The organism is Rheinheimera sediminis, from assembly GCF_004005375.1.
Classification (GTDB): Bacteria; Pseudomonadota; Gammaproteobacteria; order Enterobacterales; family Alteromonadaceae; genus Pararheinheimera.
On the sequence record NZ_RZUF01000012.1, the window covers coordinates 121,529 to 141,494 of the forward strand.

At 45.8% G+C, this 19,966-nt stretch carries 14 protein-coding genes; 8 read left to right on the forward strand and 6 right to left on the reverse strand.

Annotation, left to right across the window (positions count from 1 at the left end; genetic code table 11):
• The first annotated feature begins 55 nt into the window (after positions 1-55).
• The 7 genes from EMM73_RS10010 to EMM73_RS10045 all read left to right on the forward strand — a co-directional run bounded on the left by EMM73_RS10010 (position 56) and on the right by EMM73_RS10045 (position 11,842).
• A complete protein-coding gene (locus EMM73_RS10010) occupies positions 56-1,123 on the forward strand; it encodes an efflux RND transporter periplasmic adaptor subunit (protein WP_127686293.1) in 1,068 nt (355 codons plus the stop codon).
• 71 nt (positions 1,124-1,194) lie between these two features.
• Positions 1,195-4,434 (forward strand): efflux RND transporter permease subunit, encoded by a 3,240-nt coding sequence (locus EMM73_RS10015; protein ID WP_127686294.1) that lies wholly within the window; start codon positions 1,195-1,197, stop codon positions 4,432-4,434.
• Positions 4,435-4,438: 4 nt separating this feature from the next.
• Positions 4,439-7,504 (forward strand): efflux RND transporter permease subunit, encoded by a 3,066-nt coding sequence (locus EMM73_RS10020; RefSeq protein WP_127686295.1) that lies wholly within the window; start codon positions 4,439-4,441, stop codon positions 7,502-7,504.
• A gap of 286 nt (positions 7,505-7,790) precedes the next feature.
• Positions 7,791-8,060, forward strand: a complete 270-nt coding sequence (locus EMM73_RS10025) for a hypothetical protein (protein WP_127686296.1) — start codon at positions 7,791-7,793, stop codon at positions 8,058-8,060.
• 1,144 nt (positions 8,061-9,204) lie between these two features.
• On the forward strand, positions 9,205-9,795 hold the full coding sequence (locus EMM73_RS10035) for a hypothetical protein (RefSeq protein WP_127686297.1): 591 nt from the start codon (positions 9,205-9,207) through the stop codon (positions 9,793-9,795).
• 297 nt (positions 9,796-10,092) lie between these two features.
• Complete coding sequence (locus tag EMM73_RS10040; protein ID WP_127686298.1) at positions 10,093-11,313, forward strand: S1 family peptidase; 1,221 nt, start codon at positions 10,093-10,095, stop codon at positions 11,311-11,313.
• Between the two features lie 10 nt (positions 11,314-11,323).
• Positions 11,324-11,842 (forward strand): hypothetical protein, encoded by a 519-nt coding sequence (locus EMM73_RS10045; RefSeq protein WP_127686299.1) that lies wholly within the window; start codon positions 11,324-11,326, stop codon positions 11,840-11,842.
• Positions 11,843-11,967: 125 nt separating this feature from the next.
• On the opposite strand, the gene EMM73_RS10050 is transcribed toward EMM73_RS10045, so the two are convergent.
• From EMM73_RS10050 to EMM73_RS10070, 5 genes are all read right to left on the reverse strand, one after another.
• Positions 11,968-12,144 carry a DUF6435 family protein gene (locus EMM73_RS10050; protein WP_127686300.1) on the reverse strand — a complete coding sequence of 59 codons (177 nt, stop codon included), beginning with the start codon at positions 12,142-12,144 and terminating at the stop codon, positions 11,968-11,970.
• A 152-nt stretch (positions 12,145-12,296) separates the two neighbouring features.
• Positions 12,297-13,715: a ricin-type beta-trefoil lectin domain protein gene (locus EMM73_RS10055; protein WP_127686301.1), complete on the reverse strand. Its 1,419-nt coding sequence runs from the start codon at positions 13,713-13,715 to the stop codon at positions 12,297-12,299.
• A 454-nt stretch (positions 13,716-14,169) separates the two neighbouring features.
• Positions 14,170-15,549 (reverse strand): Re/Si-specific NAD(P)(+) transhydrogenase subunit beta, encoded by a 1,380-nt coding sequence (gene pntB, locus EMM73_RS10060; RefSeq protein WP_127686302.1) that lies wholly within the window; start codon positions 15,547-15,549, stop codon positions 14,170-14,172.
• Positions 15,550-15,554: 5 nt separating this feature from the next.
• Positions 15,555-17,087 carry a Re/Si-specific NAD(P)(+) transhydrogenase subunit alpha gene (locus EMM73_RS10065; protein WP_127686303.1) on the reverse strand — a complete coding sequence of 511 codons (1,533 nt, stop codon included), beginning with the start codon at positions 17,085-17,087 and terminating at the stop codon, positions 15,555-15,557.
• 310 nt (positions 17,088-17,397) lie between these two features.
• Positions 17,398-18,621: a multidrug effflux MFS transporter gene (locus tag EMM73_RS10070; protein WP_127686304.1), complete on the reverse strand. Its 1,224-nt coding sequence runs from the start codon at positions 18,619-18,621 to the stop codon at positions 17,398-17,400.
• Positions 18,622-18,868: 247 nt separating this feature from the next.
• Here EMM73_RS10070 and EMM73_RS10075 point away from each other — a divergent pair, with 247 nt between their 5' ends.
• Complete coding sequence (locus EMM73_RS10075) at positions 18,869-19,420, forward strand: hypothetical protein (protein WP_261373377.1); 552 nt, start codon at positions 18,869-18,871, stop codon at positions 19,418-19,420.
• A gap of 13 nt (positions 19,421-19,433) precedes the next feature.
• On the opposite strand, the gene EMM73_RS10080 is transcribed toward EMM73_RS10075, so the two are convergent.
• Positions 19,434-19,835 carry a hypothetical protein gene (locus tag EMM73_RS10080; RefSeq protein ID WP_127686305.1) on the reverse strand — a complete coding sequence of 134 codons (402 nt, stop codon included), beginning with the start codon at positions 19,833-19,835 and terminating at the stop codon, positions 19,434-19,436.
• Positions 19,836-19,966 lie beyond the last annotated feature (131 nt).

Genomic DNA, 19,966 nt, shown 5'->3' on the forward strand with positions numbered 1-19,966 from the left:
CAGGGGATGCAATCCGATTGCAACTGATTCGATTTTGTTTATTCAAGGACTCATTATGAAAACCCGCTCATTGCTTGCAACTGCTGTAACCACTGCCTTATTAGCCAGTTCTTTGGTCTTAACCGGATGCGGTAATGCTGAAGGAAGCCCTGATGCTGCTAAAGTGGACACCGTCATTAGTATTCCTGTTGAGGCTGCTTTGGTCAGTCGTGGTGAAATCAGCAGCTTGTACCGCACCACAAGCACACTGGAAGCCAAAGAGGATGCTGAGGTGAATAGCAAGTCTACTGGCATAGTGCAGCAGTTGTTTGTGGAAGAGGGCGATGTAGTGAAAGCCGGTCAAGTACTGGCAATTTTAGACACTGAACGTCAGCAACTGAATTTAGCCAAAGGTAAGGCTGAACTCGGCCAGTTAAAAAGTGAGCTGGCGCGTTTAGAGGCTATGTATCAGAAGAAACTGGTGAGTTTTGATTTATACGACAAATTAAAATGGCAGGTTGAATCCTTGTCTGCTTCAGTGGCCTTGTCAGAGTTGGCGTTAAAAGAAACTCAAATCATTGCCCCCATCAGTGGTGTTGTGGCTCGTCGTCATGTCAAAGTGGGTCAGTTGATCACTGAGTACTCGTCCAAAGCCTTGTTTGAAATTGTGTCACAAGAGCGCTTAGAAGCTGTGATCAATTTACCAGAGCATCAGTTGCCTCGTGCTAAAGTGGGTCAGGTTGCTCACTTACATTTTGCCGCTATGCCGGTTAAACAAGCTCAGATTATCCGTATTTCTCCCGTGGTTGATGCAGCTACAGGCACAGCCCGAGTCACAGTGGCCGTAGATAACAGCGATCTGACCTTAAAAGCCGGTATGTTTGCTCAGGTTGAAGTGCAATACGATGCAAAAGATGCGGCGTTATTAGTGCCAAAACGTGCAGTGATGGCGATGGATAACAGCAGTTCAGTCTTCGTGGTGAACAAAGACGGCAAAGTTGAACGCAAAACTATCACGACTGGCTATGAATCCGACACCATGTTTGAAGTGGTCGCTGGTTTAGCTGAAGGTGATCAGGTCGTTACTGCAGGTCAGGCTAGTCTAAAAGAGCAAAGCCCTGTTCAGGTCATTGCGAAAAGCTAATCAACTCTCCCTCAGCAGTGGGGCTTAAGCCCCACCGTTATGAATAAATAAAAATAATTTAGGGACTTTCTATGAAACTAGTGGATATAGCTGTTGCACGTCCTGTCACCATGTGGATGTTTACATTAGGTATTATGTTATTTGGTCTGGTCGCCATGGGCCGGCTAGCCGTCAATTTACTTCCTGACTTGTCTTACCCAACCTTAACAATCCGCACTGAATACCAGGGCGCGGCACCGGCTGAAGTGGAGCAACTGGTGAGTAAGCCGATTGAAGAGGCAGTGGGCATAGTCAAAGGTATTCGTAAAGTGCATTCCGTATCCCGAGCTGGTCGTTCTGATGTGATCATGGAGTTTGAATGGGGCTCAGATATGGATCTGGCAGGTCTTGAAGTGCGGGAAAAAATCGACGTACTTTATCTGCCGCTAGATGTGAAAAAGCCTTTGTTGCTTCGGTTTAACCCGAATTTAGATCCTGTGGTACGTTTGGCGTTAAGCCGGGATGAAAAAAATGATCTAACCCCGGCTCAACTGGTGAGTTTACGTACTTTTGCAGAAGAAGATTTACGTCGCCGTTTAGAATCTTTGCCTGGTGTAGCTGCAGTGCGACCTGATGGGGGCTTGACTCAGGAAATTCAAATTCTTGTTAACAATGAAAAGTTAAGCCAGTTAAAGCTGGATATCAGCACTATCAATCAGCGTTTAAAAGAGCAAAACATTAATCAGGCGGGTGGTCGGTTAGAAACAGGTAGCAATGACTATTTAGTTCGCACTATTAACCAATTTGCTTCCCTGGACGAAATTCGTAACTTATATATCTCCAAAGTCGGCGAAAGCCAAATTCGCTTGTCAGATATTGCTGAAGTGCGTGACTCTTTTGTCGACCGTCAGAGCATTACTTATGTGCATGGTAAAGAAGCCATTGAAATTTCTATTTATAAAGAAGGTGACGCCAATACAGTTCAGGTTGCAAAAACAGTGACAGAAAAACTGGGGGATTTAGAAAAAAATCTGCCTGCCGGTTATCAGCTTACCTTGGTGTATGACCAGTCTACTTTTATTAAACAAGCCATAGATGAAGTAAAATCTGCCGCCTTTGCCGGTGGTATTCTGGCTATGCTGGTGTTGTATTTATTCCTGCGTAATGTCTGGACCACTTTAGTGATCTCTGTGTCTATTCCCTTGTCGGTGATTGCCACCTTTAATCTGATGTATGCGCAGGATATTAGCTTAAATATTATGAGTTTAGGCGGTATTGCCCTGGCCATAGGTATGCTGGTAGACAATGCTATAGTGGTGCTCGAAAACATTGCCCGTTACAAAGAGCAGGGCATGGCACCTATGGACGCGGCAAAAAAAGGTGCCAGTGAAGTATCGATGGCGATAACTGCCTCTACGTTAACTACAGTGGCAGTGTTTTTCCCGCTGGTGTTTGTCGAAGGTGTGGCAGGGCAACTATTTAAAGATCAGGCTTTAACTGTTACTTATGCTTTGCTGGCGTCGTTATTGGTGGCATTAACACTTATTCCGGCTATGGCAGCCCGCGAGCGCACTGGTTCTGCTTCAGCTTCGGCAGTTGCTGCAGAAACAAGCAAACTAACTATTAAACCCTCTCGTTGGTATTTATGGCCGCTGTTGCCATTCCATCTGTTATATCTGGGCGTTCGCTTTTTGTTTTTAGGTTTGTTTACCTTGTTGACCATTTTGTTCCGTGTTGTGGCTAAAGCATTAAGCTTTATCTTTAACCCTTTGCTTAATCTGGTGCAGGCTTTTTTAACAGCGTTGGAATCGGGCTATCGTGCCGTATTAACTGCAGCCCTCAAAGTAAAAACTTTGGTGGTGGCCGCTACTATAGGCATCACAGCGCTGATTTATTCGCTGATCCCTGGTTTAGGCTTTGATGTGATCCCAAGCATGAGTCAGGGCGAGTTTTATGTTGAAGTGCAATTGCCCGTTGGCAGCGCCATTGAGCGCACTGACAAAGTACTGAAGCAACTGGCCGCTGTGGCTTCACTGCAACCTGAAATTGATCGCAGTTATGCTCAGGCCGGTACAGGGCAGCAGATGACTGTAGATCCAAATGTGGGTGGCAGCCACTGGGGCCGTTTAAGTATTATTTTAAAAGACAGTGCTACTACAGAAGATGAAGAACGCCTTATTCAACTGTTCCGCGATACCGTCAGCACCATGCCGGCTCTGACTGCAAAAATTGACAGACCAGAGCTGTTCAGTTTCAGCACTCCAATGGAAATTGAACTGTCAGGCCATGATTTAACCAGTTTAAAAGCCACGTCTGATCAACTGGCCAAGCTGTTAGCTGCCAATAACAGATTTACGGATATCAAAAGCTCTCTACGTTCAGGTCAGCCGGAGCTTACCTTGCATTTCCATCACGACAGATTATCGCAGTTGGGTTTAACTGCAGCGGATGTATCCAAACGTGTGGCTAATTATATTGGGGGTGAGGTGGCTGGCCAGTACTCAATTAACGATCGCAAAGTGGATATCCGGGTACGTCTGGCGGAAAACTTCCGCAACTCAGAGCAGCAACTGTCACAAATTATCATCAATCCAAATAGCAAAAACCCGCTGCCTTTGTCTGCTGTGGCTGATATTCAACGTGAAATAGGACCAAGCGAAATTACCCGTATTGGTCAGCAGCGGGTGGCTTTGGTTAGCGCGAATCTGGCTTATGGAGATTTAGAGCAAGGCACAGCAGCGGCCAAAGCTGTATTGGCAGAGCTGACTCTGCCTTATGGTGTAGGGGCCACTATAGTGGGCCAAAGTGAAGAAATGGAACGTTCATTTAATTCCCTGATGATGGCCTTGTTGCTGGCGGTATTTCTGGTGTATCTGGTGATGGCGTCCCAGTTTGAAAATCTGCTGCAACCTTTACTGATTTTATTTACTGTGCCTCTGGCTGGTGCTGGTGCCGTGCTTGGTTTGTGGCTGACAGGTACCAGAGTTTCTGTCATCGTCTTTATAGGTCTGATTATGCTGGCCGGTATAGTGGTGAATAACGCTATAGTGTTGATTGACCGTATCAACCAGTTACGTGCTGAAGGCATAGCACTCAATGACGCCATAGTGCAGGCAGGCGCCACCCGTTTACGCCCTGTATTGATGACCACCTTAACCACTGTATTAGGTTTGTTGCCTATGGTGCTTGGCAGCAGTGATGGTGCCGAGATCCGCTCTCCTATGGCTATTACTGTGATTTGGGGTTTAAGCCTGTCTACCTTGCTCACCCTGGTGTTTATTCCAGTGTTGTATCGTCTGACTGCGCGTGATGCGCAAGCGGCTAAGGAGTAGAGGCATGGATCATCAACCTTTAGCCATTACCCGTTTTGCTTTAACCCGGCCTGTGACTTTGTGCATGTTGTTTTTGTCTTTGCTGGTGTTTGGTTTGATCGCTAGTCGGATGTTGCCCCTGGAGAAATTCCCAGGCATCGACATTCCGGAAATTTATGTCAATGTGCCTTACCCAAACGCAACGCCCAGTGAGATAGAACGCTTAATTACCAGACCTGTGGAAGAGGCTTTAGCCACAGTTACAGGGGTTAAAAAAATGCGTAGTTTCTCCAGAGAGGATGGCGCAGGTATCTCGCTGGAATTTAACTGGGAAGAAGACATCAATACCAAGAGTATTGAAGTGCGTGAACGTTTAGACAATATGCGTCATTTGTTACCACGAGACGCAGAACGAGTGATGGTGTATCAGTTTAATACGGCCGATATGCCGATTTTCCAACTTCGGATTTCCAGTGACCGTGACCTGGCTATGGCCTATGACTTGTTGGAGCGGGTGATCAAACGCCCCCTGGAGCGCGTGCCCGGTGTATCCAGGGTGGAGCTCTATGGCGTGGATAAGCGTCAGGTGACTATTCGCCTCGACCCACAACGTATGCGTAATCTGCAGGTTGACCCAGCGCAGCTACTGCAGTTGCTGCAGGAAAGTAACTTCGCTATGACTGCAGGCGAGCTACGTAATCCGGATGAAAGTATTCTGGTTAAACCTGTAGGTGAATTTGTCAGTCTGGATGAAATTCGTGCTTTGCCGATACGGGCAGGTTTAACCTTAGGTGCTGTAGCCGACGTGATATTGGAATTACCAAAACGTACTGAAGGCCGGCATTTACATCAAACTTATGCCGTGGGCATGAACGTATTTAAAGAATCCAATGCCAATCTGGTGGATGTATCCCGCGCCGCTATTGCTGTGGTCGATGCTGCAGGTAAAGACCCGGCCTTTAACGGTATCAACTTATTTATCATGGATGATACCGCCAAAGGCGTGACGGATTCGTTAGCTAACTTGTTAAGTTCAGGTGCTATCGGCGCCTTGTTATCTTTTGGTGTCTTGTATTTGTTTTTACGTCATATTCCAACCACTTTAGTAGTGGTGTTGTCTGTGCCTGTTTCTTTGGCTATTACGCTCGGCGCTATGTATTTCCTCGGTTACAGCCTAAATATACTCAGTATGATGGGCTTGATGCTGGCCGTGGGGATGCTGGTGGATAACTCTGTGGTCGTGACTGAAAGTATCTTTCGTGAACGAGCTGCACATCCTGACATTAAAAAGGCCACAGAACTGGGAGTGCACCGCGTCAGTCTGGCTGTGCTGGCTGGCACTGCCACTACAGCTATTGTATTTCTGCCCAATATCATTGGTCAAAAAGTAGACGTTACTGTGTTTTTAGAACATGTGGCTATTGCCATCACTATAGCTCTTGGTGTGTCTTTGTTGATGGCATTAACTTTAATTCCTTTTTTAACGACCAAAATTCAGCAAATTCATAGCAGCGACAATGCAGCACCAAGCAAGGTAGAGCTGTTTTATGGTCGTTGTTTACGTTGGGTAATGCGTTCACCTAAAGCTGCCACTGGCATCGCCTTTTTATTGTTATTCAGTATTGCCATTCCTATAGGGGCTGTTTCTGGTGGTGATGAAGATGGTGGTGACAGCGGCAGGGCTTTTCTGAACTACAACGTACAGGGCAATTACAGCCTGGCTGAGGTAGAGCAGGAAGTCGATCGAATGGAAGCTTATTTATATCAGCACCAAGAAGAGTTTGAAATTGAATCTGTCTACAGCTATTACAGAGCGAATCATGCAATCTCTATCATTATGTTTAACGATCCGTTGATCAAACCTGTGGCTGAAATTAAGGAAAATATTCGGAAGAACTGGCCGCAGCTGGTGCGTTCTCAGCCTACTTTTGGCTGGAGTGACAGTGGTGGGGGCATGCAGGTGCATTTGTCCGGTCCATCCACTGAAATGCTGACTAAGTTAGCTGCTGATATAGTGCCTGTCATATCTCAAATCGAAGGCTTAGAGGATGTGCGCTCTGAAGTAGCTGAAGGTCAGTTTGAAATGCAAATTCTGCTGAACAACGAAGAGTTACAACGTCAGGGTTTAGATGCGAGCTCTGTAGCTCAGGCTGTGAGTTTAGCACTGCGTGGCAGCAACCTACGCACCTTCCGCTCTGAAGATCAGGGCGAAGTGCAGCTTAGAGTGTTATACGACGAAAAAGTCAGTCACTCACCGGCCGAACTGGCCGCTATTCCTGTACAGGTGAAAGGCAATGTGGTGATTGCTTTGGCTCAGGTGGCTGAATTGAAAATAGCGCCGCTCTTGTCGGAAATCCGGCGTTTTAACCGTCAGACCACGCTTGCCATTGGGATGAATATGAGCAAAGAGCTGACGATGGATAAAGCCAAAGCAGAGTTAACCAATAGGTTAAATCAGCTGCAATTACCCGCTGGTTATGCCTGGTCTTTTGAAGGTAGCTTTCAGTATCAGGATGAAGCTCAAGGCATAATGCAGATTAATATGCTGCTGGCTGTGGCGATGATTTATCTGGTGATGGCGGCTTTGTTTGAATCTCTAATCATGCCTACTGCTGTCATTGGTTCTTTGCTGTTCTCTTTTGTCGGTGTGTTTTGGGCCTTTTTATTCACAGGCACTTCGATGGGCATCATGGGCATGATAGGAATGCTGGTGCTGATGGGCATAGTGGTGAATAACGGTATAGTACTGGTCGATCGTATTAACCAGTTACGCCACGAAAGTCCGGATGCAGAGCTGGTGCCTTTAATCATTGAAGCCTGTGAGGCTCGGTTACGACCTATTTTGATGACGGTATCTACTACTGTGCTGGGGTTGTTACCTCTGGCTTTTGGCGATGCCACTATAGGTGGTGGTGGCCCCAGTTATGCGCCTATGGCTATTGCTATCATTGGTGGACTGGTGTTTTCTACCTTAACCAGTTTATTGCTGGTGCCTTTAACTTACTGGGGTTTAATACGCTTCAATATCCGCTGGTCTGGCTTTTTAGGCAAAGCCAGAGTACTGGCGAATAAGGTGATTACGGCGCCTTAGTTGTGCAGTCGTTGGGGGTGAAAAGCAGGCAAACACAGCCTGCTTTTTACTTTAGGCTTATGTCTGATCCGCAGCAGCTTGTACTTGAGTAAATCAAAGGACAACCAGCGTACTGCCTGCACAGATTTTGTCGGCCATAATTTTAGTGATGTCAGAAAAACCTGTTGAAATAGAGGTACGTCAGCGTTAGTTTGGTATGAATAAAGGCCATAAAAAGGCAGAAAAAAGTTCGACTTGCGAGCGGACGGCCTTCGAAAATGTATTGTTATAAGCCATGGAGGCATCAGTGAAAAATCTGGCTATTGGTTTGATTATTGGTATTTTATTAAGTGCAGCGGTTTTTTATCCTCTTTTAAAGCTTGAACAAGAGAATAAATTTAATTTTGGTCAATCCGATGGGTTTGTAAACGGGCAATGGAAAGCTATTGAGTCGTTAGAGCCATACTCAGAACAGGTCCCTCCGGGGAAAGAGGTTAAAATTTTGTTCTCCGCTAAAACTTCCGATATCGTTGTTTATGAAGAAAATGGCTTAAAAGTCATTGGGCTAAGGAAGTAATTGGCTTATAACAAGGCCAGTCACGGCAACGTTTTTTTAGCGGCGGCTTAGCTTTCACTACAAAAGCACGCTTACTGGCTGCTTTATGCACCTCGTAGGCATTTTTGAAATCTACAGCAATAAGACAAATAATCGGTTTATTCGGAGTTTTGTTTTTGTTTACGCAGTTAATAGGTTCAAATACTACTTTTACAGACAGGGATGCATTGTTAGCCATAGTGTCAGTTGGACTAGAGCGTGTTGACGTTTCGAGATTAAATTTTGTTCGTTCTGGCGGTGCTTTGAGCGCGAAAGGAGGAGCGAAGTTTAGTTATTCTAAATGAGCGACGAGTGACAAAGCTCAGGGCGCCGCCAGACGAACCCGAAGGGCAGCGCCTGGCCGGCCTTTCTGCTGCGTTAGCACTCGTTTATGTAGAATAACTACACTGCACTCGCGCTGCCTTGCATAAAAACCGGCCAGACTGCTGCAAAAATAACCCTGAAACGTCAACACGCTCTAATAGTTTTCTCGTTTATCTTCTTACTTGTTTATTTCTTAACTGGCCGTGAAGTTATTTTAGGTCAAAATGCGACACAGCATGAGCGAATCGCTTTAAGTGGTTTGCTAGCTGTTATACCTGCAACATTGTTAGTTGCGCTTCTGCCGGCGGTTAACTTCACTGATAACAATATATACATCGACAGCATTCCGACTTATAAAGCTGAATTAAAAAAAACAACATGCTTTTTCAACTTCTGTACATTGGAACTCAAAGATCAAAACCAAGCACTTTGGCAGTTTTCGACACTTAAGTTTTCAGAAATTAAGGGCGGTTGCTATTTTTTTGACCTAGGAAAGGGGAGGCTGGGTCTTACCTATATGCACAACTTTTATAGTTGCGAAGAAGTTAAGGCATTTAATGGGTTCAAAGATGTTTAAAAACACCTAAGGATTCAAGCCGTGAATCTTGCTCGTAGTTGGCGTTTTTCTAGCTAGTTGTCACCATTAGCCGATGTAAGCGGCCAGTGTTTCTGCCTGCTTTGAAGCTGACTACTAAATACTAAATGAATCGTTAAAACATGATGCACTTCTCAGTTAGGTGGTTTTTAATTCGCGCTGTGGTGGTTTGTTTGGTTAGTCATTAAATTATAAGGATATTTTGAAATGCGAAGCTGCTATTTAGTCTGTTTGACGCTACTGCTCTGTAGCCTCTGTAGTCTGGCAACTCAATCTGATGTTACCCAACAACCCAAGCTCGCTGACTACCGGGAAGGCGAAACATGGGTTTGGAAATACCAGGGCGTAACAACTGCAGGTGAAATACGTGCAGATGGACAAGATAGTAAAAAAATAATCAGCCAAAATGGCGAACTCTTTATGCAAACTGCAGCTAAGGTCATTCCATTAGCCGCCATTGTCAAACCTGTTCAGAGCAAAACGCCCCGGTATAGCTGGCCTTTACAGGTTGGTAAAAAGTGGACCTTTGAAGAGCACTGGACAAGTGATGACGGTACGACAGGCGCAACCATTCAGGATGCTGAAGTTTTGTCTTTTAAAGAGGAAACTGTGCCAGCCGGAACCTTTATGGCTTACAGCATCAGATACAAGGGCAAGATCACAAACTCCAGAGGGTTCAGTGCCGATACCGAAGATATTCATCTTTATGCTCCCAAGCTGAAAACATTTATTAAGCTGACTCAGGTGCAAAGTGACTATCTGTATGTCGAGGAACTGATTAAATATTCTGAGGAATAGAAGCGAAGCCGGTGTTTTCAATTTGCCCGGGCCACGCACTGTGATCTGCACTTTTGTTCAAGCTTTTTTCCTTCATCAAGACATAGGGTTGTTTCCCGCTTAGGGGTGTTTGCTATTTGATTGTTCAGCTTGATATAGCTTTGGTTGTGTGATGTTGAAAATTATTCTTGTATTGATCTGAACAATTTTTTTATAGTAGTAAACACAGTGCTGAAAAATTGAAAATTATCAACTGATTACTTGCTCCTACTGCTTAGGCGACCCCGGTAGCTTTAATGATTCATAACAAGGAAAATGATGAATATAAAATTTGGTTTTGTGCTGCTTTGCCTGGCACTTTTGGTTTCTGGTTGCACTACAGTAAAAAAAGATCCAACAGCTCTGCCTAAAGGGGTCGTTGTAAATAAATCTGTTCAGGTGCCTAATCCGGTAAAACTTCGATACTACATTCCGAAAAGCTCCCTGAACTCCAGATTTTTTGCCAGTTGGCGTGGCTTATGGGTGAACCCTGGCCAAGGTCTTGCGCAGGGTGTTGATGCTGCGTTTAAAAGCCATTTTTCAGACTCAGCTTTGGCTCAATTTAATGCAAATGACGATTACGCTTTGCTTGTTGCACTTGCGCCCGAGTGGAAGCCTGAGAGTGGTGTGTTAAATTTTCAGCTGAACTACAAGGTATTTGACACTAAAGGCAAGTTATTAATGGAAGGCAAAGAGACAGATAAAGCTGACATTGGTGACATAGCGCAAACTGCTGCGTTCTTCAATACGGCGCTGAAAACGGCGCAGGTGATTAGCGTAAAAGTGTTAAACACCCTGAAGCCCAGCCTGAGTGGATTTCCTGAGCTTGCCAAAATAGATCAGGTTGCCAAAGAAGCTATTGCAGATATGAAAAAGCCTGTCAGTACCGGCACAGGTTTTTTCATCAACAAAGATGGCCAAATCCTGACTGCAGCTCATGTATTGGATGATTGTCTGGTAACAAAAGCGACTTTTGGCCAAAAAGACTCATATGCCACCTTGTCGGCAAATTCTACCTTACTGGATACCGCTGTTTTAAACAGTGAATTTACTCAGGTGCCATATTTACCTTTAAGGGAAGGCGATGAGACTGTAGTTGGCGAACCTGTTGCTAATGTGGGCTATCCATTACAGGGAGTGCTGGCGCAAAGTGCAAATTTAACCAGAGGAAATGTTAGTGCCGCAGAAGGTATACCTGGTTCTATGGGACATTTACAATTTTCCGCTCCAATTCAGCCTGGTTCAAGTGGTGGACCTATTGTTTCAGACGGGGGGGAATTGTTAGGAATGGCAGTTAGTACCCTGAATGTTACCAACCTGATAGAAAAGGGCATTGTGCCTCAAAATGTCAATTTTGCATTAAAGCGGCAGCATATTCGTCGTTTTTTGGATAAGCATCAGATCGCTTACAGTAGTTCAAAGCCAAATTTTAGCGCGGACTTCCGCACTGGCAACGATGCAGCATTGGCGACAGTTGTTAAATTATCCTGCTATCAATAAGGACTTTGAAATGAAATACAGCCTTGGTTTATTCGCGATCATGTCTTTCGCCGCGCAGGTTAATGCCGCAGATCTGCCCGTCCAGTTTATCTCTATGTTTGACAAAGAACTGGGTATTGAAGAGCAATTAAAAAAACTACCGCAATTGAAAAATTTAGGCGAAGAGGTCTATGGAACTCCAGTCAAATTATTGGTGACCTATCACGATCAGGGAACTGCAGGAGGAGATGTGGCCAGCTTTACGTCTTTAATGTTTGCGGCTGGCTCGTTGGGGATTTTGCCTATTGTTGAGAACAATGATTTTGTTGTGTCTTATGAATTGAGAATTCATTCAAAATCTATTGCCAATTTTAGTTACAGTATCAATACCACTGAAGCGAAAAATATGTACACCATGGATCATAAGCCGAGCAAAGAGGTGCTGGACTTTGCGAAGACTACGCCAGCCATGTTTGCAAAGGACTTAGCCTCAGTTTCGGCTTTTAAAGAGCTACAGCAGGAATACGGTTTCTATTTTCCGGCAAAGTAACAGTGGCCAATCAATGCAGCACATAGTCTGGTACTTGTAAGCGCTAAAATTATAACGAACAGAGCAGAGCTCAGATGCAATGCTCTTTTTTTGAAGCGACTGATTGAGTATATTTTTTAACTTAATCAGTTGTTCTTTTCCTGTAATTTCTCCAGCTGCTGCCATAACTCTTCTGCTTCTGCCGTTAAATCAGCAAACAGGCGCATATCGCCTTTGCGCTGAGCCAGCATGGCTTGTTCGGCCTTGGCATCGTATTTTTGTCGTAAGGCTTTTACAGGGTCTCGCTTAAAAAAACTAAACATGGGATGGGCTCTTTAGGTTGTTGTAGTTCTGTTATATACGACAGAAGGAGAGATTTTGTTCAGTGGGGTACTACAAAAGCTTTATTCGAAGCGCCTGCCATTGTGTTGCACCACAGGTTTTGAATATTACAAAACCTGTGGTGCCTGTGAGCTTAGTTATTGATCCACTGCTGGTTACTGTTGTTATGACAGTTGTATTGAATCAGAGCTGCGCCGTCACTTAAGCTCGAGCCCGTGACATCAATACATCTGTTGCTAAAGCGCGAGCGCAGCCGGTAGTGATCCGAACCTATGTATTCTCTGCGCCATTGCTGACTACTGTTGCTGCTGCAAGTGCGCTGTACCAGTCTGATGTTATTGGCTGTGCTCTGGCTAGCCAGATCCAGACAGAGGCCGCTATGACTGGCTTTTAATCTCATATAACCATTGTCGGTGGCTTCCGGGCGCCATTGCTGATTGGCACCGCTACTGCAGTTGTATTGCTGCAGCAGGGCACCGGAGCTTTGACTTGCAGCTGGTACATCTATGCATTTACCGCTTAAACGGGATTTTATCCTGCTGCTGTTGGCTTCAAGAAATGCCTGCATGGCAGGGCCCGGGCCGCCATTTTGAGTAAAAGCGCCGAGCGAGTATCCTTTCCAGTTCGTATAAGCCTGAGGTTCCCAGTAAAACACTGCTAATCCCATAGCTGAATTCACTGCAGCCACTTTGGTGATCAGATCTGCCACTATTTGTTTGGCTTGGGCATGATCCCAGGGTACTCCAACTTCAGTCACCATCACTGGAGTGCCATAAGTGGCCACCATTTCATTCAGAGTAAACAAACAGGCGGCGTTAGCATTTTGCCAGGTATAGCCTGAAGCATTGGTGGGGTAGGCCGAGGCAGCAATAATGTCGAATTTCGCGCCATTGGTTTTTAAGCCATTAAAAATCCAGCGAAAGTTCTCCACGTTATGGCAATTGGCCAGATGCACCACCACAGGAGTTGCTGGAAACACGTCCTTGACTGCGTTGTAGCCTGTGTTGGTTAACCATGCATAGTTTTTCATATTCAGCGATGCTCTGCCTTCAGGCCATAGCATACCGTCATTGGTTTCGTTGCCCACTTGCACCCAATCTGGCGTGATACCGGCGTTACGCAATTGCAGCAAACTGTTGCGGGTATGGCTCCAGACATTGTCCATCAATTGTTGCACGTTGTAGCTGGCCCAGGCCGCTGGTTTAGTTTGCTGGCCCGGGTCGGCCCAGCTGTCGCTGTAATGAAAATCGATCATCAGCTTCATACCCGCGGCTTTTACCCGTTGCGCTTTGGCCAGCACGTCGGTCATACCGTTGTAACCATTTTGCGGATTCACCCAGACCCGCAACCGCACAGCGCTCATGCCGTGTTGTTTCAGTATAGGGAATAGATCCTGCTGTGTACCATTGCTATTGTAAAACAGATAGCCATTGGCCTCCATTTCGGACAACCAGCTGGTATCGGCGCCCAACACTACTGCGGCATGGGACTGTGTTGTGAGGAAAAACAGGCAAGCGTAAGCCAGCCCGGCAAAAAGTCGGCGAATTGTCATAAATTACCCCTGTCGATTATTTTGATTTTTGTTGTATGTCTAACCACTTGGTTGTACCAAAGCAGTTGAACGGCTGAAGTTATAGCAGGCAAGGTAAACGTTTACTAATGGGTTTTTTATTTTGTTTGCGGTTTTTATATTATGTTTATGAATTATAAAGAAAAATATTTTGTTAAACGATTGCATTTTTGTGGGGGTTAGTGACAGTTACTGTGCAAGTTTTACAGCTGATTTTAATGGGGACAGACGATAAAATGCTGGCAAAACCGTGGGGCTGCGCATGCTTTTCCTTCGCAGTGAATGGCTGCCTGAAGCGCGACTCCAAAATTACTGTGCCAAAACTCCAGAGCAGACGAGGTTGAACTCAGAAGGGGGAGCGTATTGAACAATCTGCGCTGGGCCCGAAGGCACAGCGCAGATTGATACCAGTTGGTGCTTTCCAATCGGTGGCTGCTTACAGCGCTTTTAGGATGGCATCCACAGTGGCTTTGGCGTCACCAAAACACATTTGAGTGTTGTCTTTATAAAACAGCGGGTTATTTACACCAGAATAGCCGGTGTTCATCGATCTCTTAAACACAATCACGTTTTGTGCTTTCCAGACTTCCAGCACCGGCATACCTGCAATTGGGCTGGTTGGATCTTCAGCAGCTGCAGGGTTGACTGTATCGTTAGCACCTATCACCAGTACCGTATCGGTGTCGGAAAAATCGTCATTAATTTCATCCATTTCCAGTACTATGTCATAAGGCACTTTGGCCTCAGCCAACAGCACATTCATATGACCGGGCATACGACCAGCCACAGGATGAATGCCAAAGCGTACTTTTACACCACGGGCTTTGAGTTTCTGGCATATCTCCGCTACCGGATACTGCGCCTGAGCCACGGCCATACCATAACCTGGAGTGATCACCACAGAGCTGGAGTTTCTCAGCAAATCCGCTACATCTTCCGCCGAAATTTCGCTGTATTCGCCCTGTTCTTCGTCGCCTGAACTTTGTTTTGCATCCACCTGACCAAAACCACCTGCGATTACAGAGATAAAGGATCGGTTCATCGCCTTACACATAATGTAGGACAAGATAGCGCCGGAAGAACCCACCAAAGCACCTGTGACAATCAGCAAGTCGTTGGAGAGCATAAAACCCGCAGCTGCAGCAGCCCAGCCTGAATAAGAGTTCAGCATAGACACCACCACTGGCATATCAGCGCCACCAATGGAGGCAACCAGATGTACCCCAAACAGCAAAGCAATCAGCGTCATAATCAGCAGGGCAGGCACAGCGCCATTAAAGCTGACAAAATAAATCAACAGTGCTGTAGAGGCGAGTAGTGCCAGTAAATTCAGTTTATGTTTGTGCGGAATACTCAAAGGTTTAGAGCTGGCTATACCCCGAAGCTTGGCAAAAGCGATGATAGAACCGGAGAAGGTGACTGCGCCGATAAATACGCCTAAAAACACTTCGGTTAAATGCACTGTTAAGGCTGCACCTTCGGCCTTGTGTGTTTCAAAGAAACTGTTGTAACCCACCAGTACTGCTGCCAAACCGACAAAACTGTGCAAAATAGCAACCAGTTCAGGCATTTGGGTCATTTCAACTTTCAAAGCCAGTCTTAAACCTATGGCACCACCTATGGCTAAAGCAATCACTAAAGGCAACATAGCCTCGCTATGTACGCCAGCAATAGTCGCCAAAAGTGCGATCGTCATGCCTAAAATGCCTAGCCAGTTGCCACGGCGCGCGGTTTCCTGTTGCGACAAACCGGCGAGGCTTGCAATAAAAAACGCGGCAGAAACTATGTAAGCCGCTGTAATCAATCCTTGTGTCATGGTTATTACTCCCCGCCTTTGCGAAACATTTTCAGCATGCGCTGCGTGACAGTAAAACCACCTACTATATTGATACTGGCAATCAGCACGGCAAAAAACGCCAGCACCTGCACCAACACCGAGTCGCTGCTGATTTGCAGTAAAGCGCCGAGCACTATAATGCCGGAGATGGCATTGGTGACCGACATCAAAGGCGTATGTAAGGCGTGAGTTACGTTCCAGACCAGGTAATAACCCACCACGCAGGACAGTAAAAATACGGTAAAATGCGCTAAAAATTCAGTAGGGGCTGCGTAGCCTATCCACAGCAACAACAGCGCGGCAATGCCGATAAACCAATTGGTATTGATGGATTTTTTCGGTGCGGCAACTGCTTGTGCTGTGCTGGAAGCAACAGGTTTAGCAACAGCAGTGACGCTAATGGGTGGAGGAGGGAAGGTCACTTCACCCTGATGCACCACCGACATGTTACGAATAATCACATCCTGCATATCCAGCACCATTTGACCATCTTTGGTTTTACACAAGAGTTTGGCTAAGTTCACCAGATTGGTGCCATACAGCTGTGACGACTGGGCCGCTAAGCGGCCTGGTAAGTCGGTGTAACCTATCACCTTAACGCCCGATGTTGTTTCTGTGATTTGACCTGCTTCTGTATATTCGCAGTTACCACCAGTGGCTGCTGCTAAGTCGACAATCACGGAGCCCGGTTTCATCGAATCCACCATGGCTTTGGTGATCAGCTTAGGCGCAGGTCTGCCGGGAATAAGAGCTGTAGTAATAATAATGTCGACTTCTTTGGCCTGGGCGGCAAACAATGCCATTTCTGCCGCGATAAATTCATCCGACATCACTTTGGCATAACCGCTGGAGGAGGAGCCGTCTTCGGCAAATTCCAGTTTTAAAAATTCGCCGCCCAAAGACTCAATTTGTTCGGCTACTTCAAGGCGGGTATCAAAAGCTCTGACTATAGAGCCCAAAGAGCGGGCAGCACCAATAGCTGCCAGACCAGCCACACCAGCACCAATCACCAACACTTTGGCGGGTTGTACTTTGCCTGCGGCTGTGATTTGACCACTTAAAAACCGGCCAAAGCTGTGAGCTGCCTCAATTACAGCGCGATAACCAGCAATATTCGACATCGAAGACAAGGCATCCAGTGACTGCGCCCGTGAAATGCGCGGCACCATATCCATCGCCAGTACATTTACACCCTGTGCGGCAAGACGTGCCACTAAATCCGGGTTTTGTGCCGGCCAGATAAAACTTACCAGGGTGCTGCCTTTTTGCAGTTGGCCGATTTCTTGCTCCGTTGGGGCATTGATCTTATAAATCAGCTCACTGGCCCACAGCTTCGCCCTCTCAGCAATGCTGGCACCAGCCTGAACGTAAGCTTCATCAGTAAAACCAGCGGCACTGCCTGCGCCCGCTTCTACCAGTACAGTAAATCCTAATTTACGTAATTGTTCCGTGGTGGCTGGAGTTGCCGCCACTCGGGTTTCGTTTTGAACTACCTCTTTGGGAATAGCAACAAACATCCTGACCTCTTGTCTTTTTCTGATCCGTTACAGGCTATACCAGCACCTCAGGCTTGGCTGTGATCTGGTGATTGTGAAGCACATTGGGCTGTTCGTAAAAACTGAACTGACGCCGCATTTAGCATAGTTGGAAATTACAGCTTTTGTGCAGCAAAGCTCTCAGATAAAATACAAAAAAGGCGATAAAAAATAAGCATATAGCGATAACTGACAAAGTTGAGACTACAAAAAGCCGACAAAGCTTAGAATGTTTGTCGGCATTTTTATGCGGGGATTCTTGAGCAGGTTACTTAATCGCAGAGACGTGTTGTTAGGCGGGGTTTTTAAGTTTATACCTCTGCGCAAATGTCAGAATAACCATGCTGATGCAGCTAAAAACAAAGAAACCCGCAGTGACGGGTATAACAGTGCCGTCATACAGCAAGCCGATCACAGTCCCTATACTCATCGACATAATAGAGGAAGTAGAACCAATAATAGCGGCTGCTATGCCAGCCACATGACCCATAGGTTCCATCGCCATGGCGTTGATATTGCCAAACACCAGACCAAAGCAGAAAAACAGGACTGACGCATAAACTACAAAAGTCCACAGCTGTATTTCAATCACTAAATGAAGTGCTAAAAATAAGGCTGAGCTAATAATAATGCCCCAGACAGCGCGGTTGGATAAATGCTGCATACCCCATTTTTGTACCAGTCGGGAGTTCACCAGAGAGGCCGCGCCAAAGACTATGGCCAGTAAACCAAAGTACAAGGTAAACAACTCGCCTGTTTTAAATAAGTCCTGGAAAATTTGTTGCGACGAATTCAGGTAACCAATAAAGCTGCCAAAAAATAACCCCATACAAATCATATAGCAGACAGTAGGAACGTTACTGACCACTTCCTTAAAGCCTTCAGCAAAGCCTTTTGTACTCATGGCAATACGGTGCTCTTTTGGCAGGGTTTCCTCTAAGCGCATAAAAATCCACACCACAATAAGCAAAGCATAAAACACATAAAGTATAAAAATATCGCGCCACGAGCCTATCCATAACACAGCCTGTCCGAGGCTGGGCGCTAAAGCCGGCACCATCACAAAAATCATCATCACCAGCGACATAATACGCGCCATATCATTGCCGGAGTACTTGTCCCGCACTATAGAAATAGCTGACACATAAGGGCCAGACACGCCTAAACCCTGCACAAAACGGCCAAACAACAAAGTGTTGATATCCGTCGCGAAATAACAAATCGCTGTACCCACTAAAAACAGTGCTATACCGCCGTTTAATACTTTTTTCCGACCAGTGGCATCAGACAAAGGCCCGCAAATCAACTGGCCTATGGCCATGCCAAAAAATAAGGCACTGACCACCAGTTGTGCCTGATTCGGGTGACTCATGGCAATATCGGCCCGAATGGCGTCCAGTGCTGGTAATAAAGCGTCAATAGAGATGGCAACAATAGACATCAAAAGCGCCACCAGCAGAGTAAATTCGCCGGTAGAAATACGCGACTTGGGTGCATGAGTGGAGTAATCAGACATGTACAGCATTCCTTGTTTAAAACGACCCGAAAAAAGCGGTGTGAGTGTAACGCTTTTAGCAGACCTAAAGTGTTATCAAATCTAAACAAATTTGCAGCCTGTCGGTCGCCAATCAGGTTAATCGACAAAAATAGCCGACAAAGTTAGCCTGACTATGATTGGTTATGAACTGCCTGTATTTTTTCTGCTCTACTCTTGTTGTTGCTGTTACAAATGTTTTACACTAATTTTTATCAACAAAGTTAAAGTGAATTATCAAGAGATGACAACAGGTTACAGCTTTAAGAACCCGGAAATGATTATCGCGGGCTCAGCCCTGATCGTCAGTTTAATTACCGCCTTTGTCAGCATTTATTCGGCTTTTATTGACAGGGCTTATGCCAGGGCATCGGTGTGGCCAAGAGTTGAGATTCAAAGAAGCTATAACGACAGTCGTTCATTTTTTTATTACATTGTCAGTAACAAAGGCACAGGGCCTGCAGTTATTAAGCATGCCAGGCTGAGCTTTGACAATAAAGCGGTGAAAAGCTGGCCAGATTACTTGAAAATGCGTAGTGGCCGCACCGTAGGTCATGTGCAATCACATATAGGTTCTATAGTGCTGTCGTCGGGAGAGTCCACCAAACCGCTGGAATTGCATGATACTGAAGTGGCGAAATTACTGGCGGACCAAGACAACCTGCAGATAGAGCTATGTTATTGCTCAATTTATGACGAATGTTGGACAGTACAGCGCGACAATAACCCCACACCAATAGCTCAATGCACCATAGAAGATAAAGAGCGGTTTTTGCAATAAGCTTTGGTGCTCATTAGTTGTTGCTGATTAATTGCAGTACAGGTTGTACCCGACGACCAAAATAAATTTGTACTGTAGTTTGCTGGCCAGCAGCCAGGCTAAGTTCGAACTCCAGCGGAAAAATACGGCTGCAGTCGGCGAGTAAAGCCACCAAATGTTCCTGATTAAACATACGCTGACCACCAGCGCCATTGGTCACTGTGATAATGGCAACCCGTTCGCCGTTATCTGCAGCCAACAAAGCATAATTATCCAGGATCAGGTCACTGCGTCTGGGCACAATGTTTTTGTCGCGCTGGCAATTGAGCTGCACATCTTTAAATGGAGTAGGTTCAAACCTCAGTACCTGGTCTCTATCCGGCTCATAGGCATGGACACCAGTACTAAGTAAACCCAACAACAACCACTTATTCATCACTACCTCAAAGGATCCAAAAGTTGCAAAAAAGTTACATTAGCTGATTTGTGCACCTTTGCCAATCACTGGCGATTTTTTTGAATGCTTTGTTTGCGCCTGTTCATTGGGTTGTATCCCTGACAGAGCGC

Excerpts from the sequence above, each read along its gene's own strand:
- EMM73_RS10010 (WP_127686293.1), top strand. The coding sequence starts at position 56 with ATGAAAACCCGCTCATTGCTTGCAACTGCTGTAACCACTGCCTTATTA.
- EMM73_RS10015 (WP_127686294.1), top strand. The coding sequence starts at position 1,195 with ATGAAACTAGTGGATATAGCTGTTGCACGTCCTGTCACCATGTGGATG.
- EMM73_RS10020 (WP_127686295.1), top strand. The coding sequence starts at position 4,439 with ATGGATCATCAACCTTTAGCCATTACCCGTTTTGCTTTAACCCGGCCT.
- EMM73_RS10035 (WP_127686297.1), top strand. The coding sequence starts at position 9,205 with ATGCGAAGCTGCTATTTAGTCTGTTTGACGCTACTGCTCTGTAGCCTC.
- EMM73_RS10040 (WP_127686298.1), top strand. The coding sequence starts at position 10,093 with ATGAATATAAAATTTGGTTTTGTGCTGCTTTGCCTGGCACTTTTGGTT.
- EMM73_RS10045 (WP_127686299.1), top strand. The coding sequence starts at position 11,324 with ATGAAATACAGCCTTGGTTTATTCGCGATCATGTCTTTCGCCGCGCAG.
- EMM73_RS10050 (WP_127686300.1), bottom strand. The coding sequence starts at position 12,144 with ATGTTTAGTTTTTTTAAGCGAGACCCTGTAAAAGCCTTACGACAAAAA.
- EMM73_RS10055 (WP_127686301.1), bottom strand. The coding sequence starts at position 13,715 with ATGACAATTCGCCGACTTTTTGCCGGGCTGGCTTACGCTTGCCTGTTT.
- pntB (WP_127686302.1), bottom strand. The coding sequence starts at position 15,549 with ATGACACAAGGATTGATTACAGCGGCTTACATAGTTTCTGCCGCGTTT.
- EMM73_RS10065 (WP_127686303.1), bottom strand. The coding sequence starts at position 17,087 with ATGTTTGTTGCTATTCCCAAAGAGGTAGTTCAAAACGAAACCCGAGTG.
- EMM73_RS10070 (WP_127686304.1), bottom strand. The coding sequence starts at position 18,621 with ATGTCTGATTACTCCACTCATGCACCCAAGTCGCGTATTTCTACCGGC.
- EMM73_RS10080 (WP_127686305.1), bottom strand. The coding sequence starts at position 19,835 with ATGAATAAGTGGTTGTTGTTGGGTTTACTTAGTACTGGTGTCCATGCC.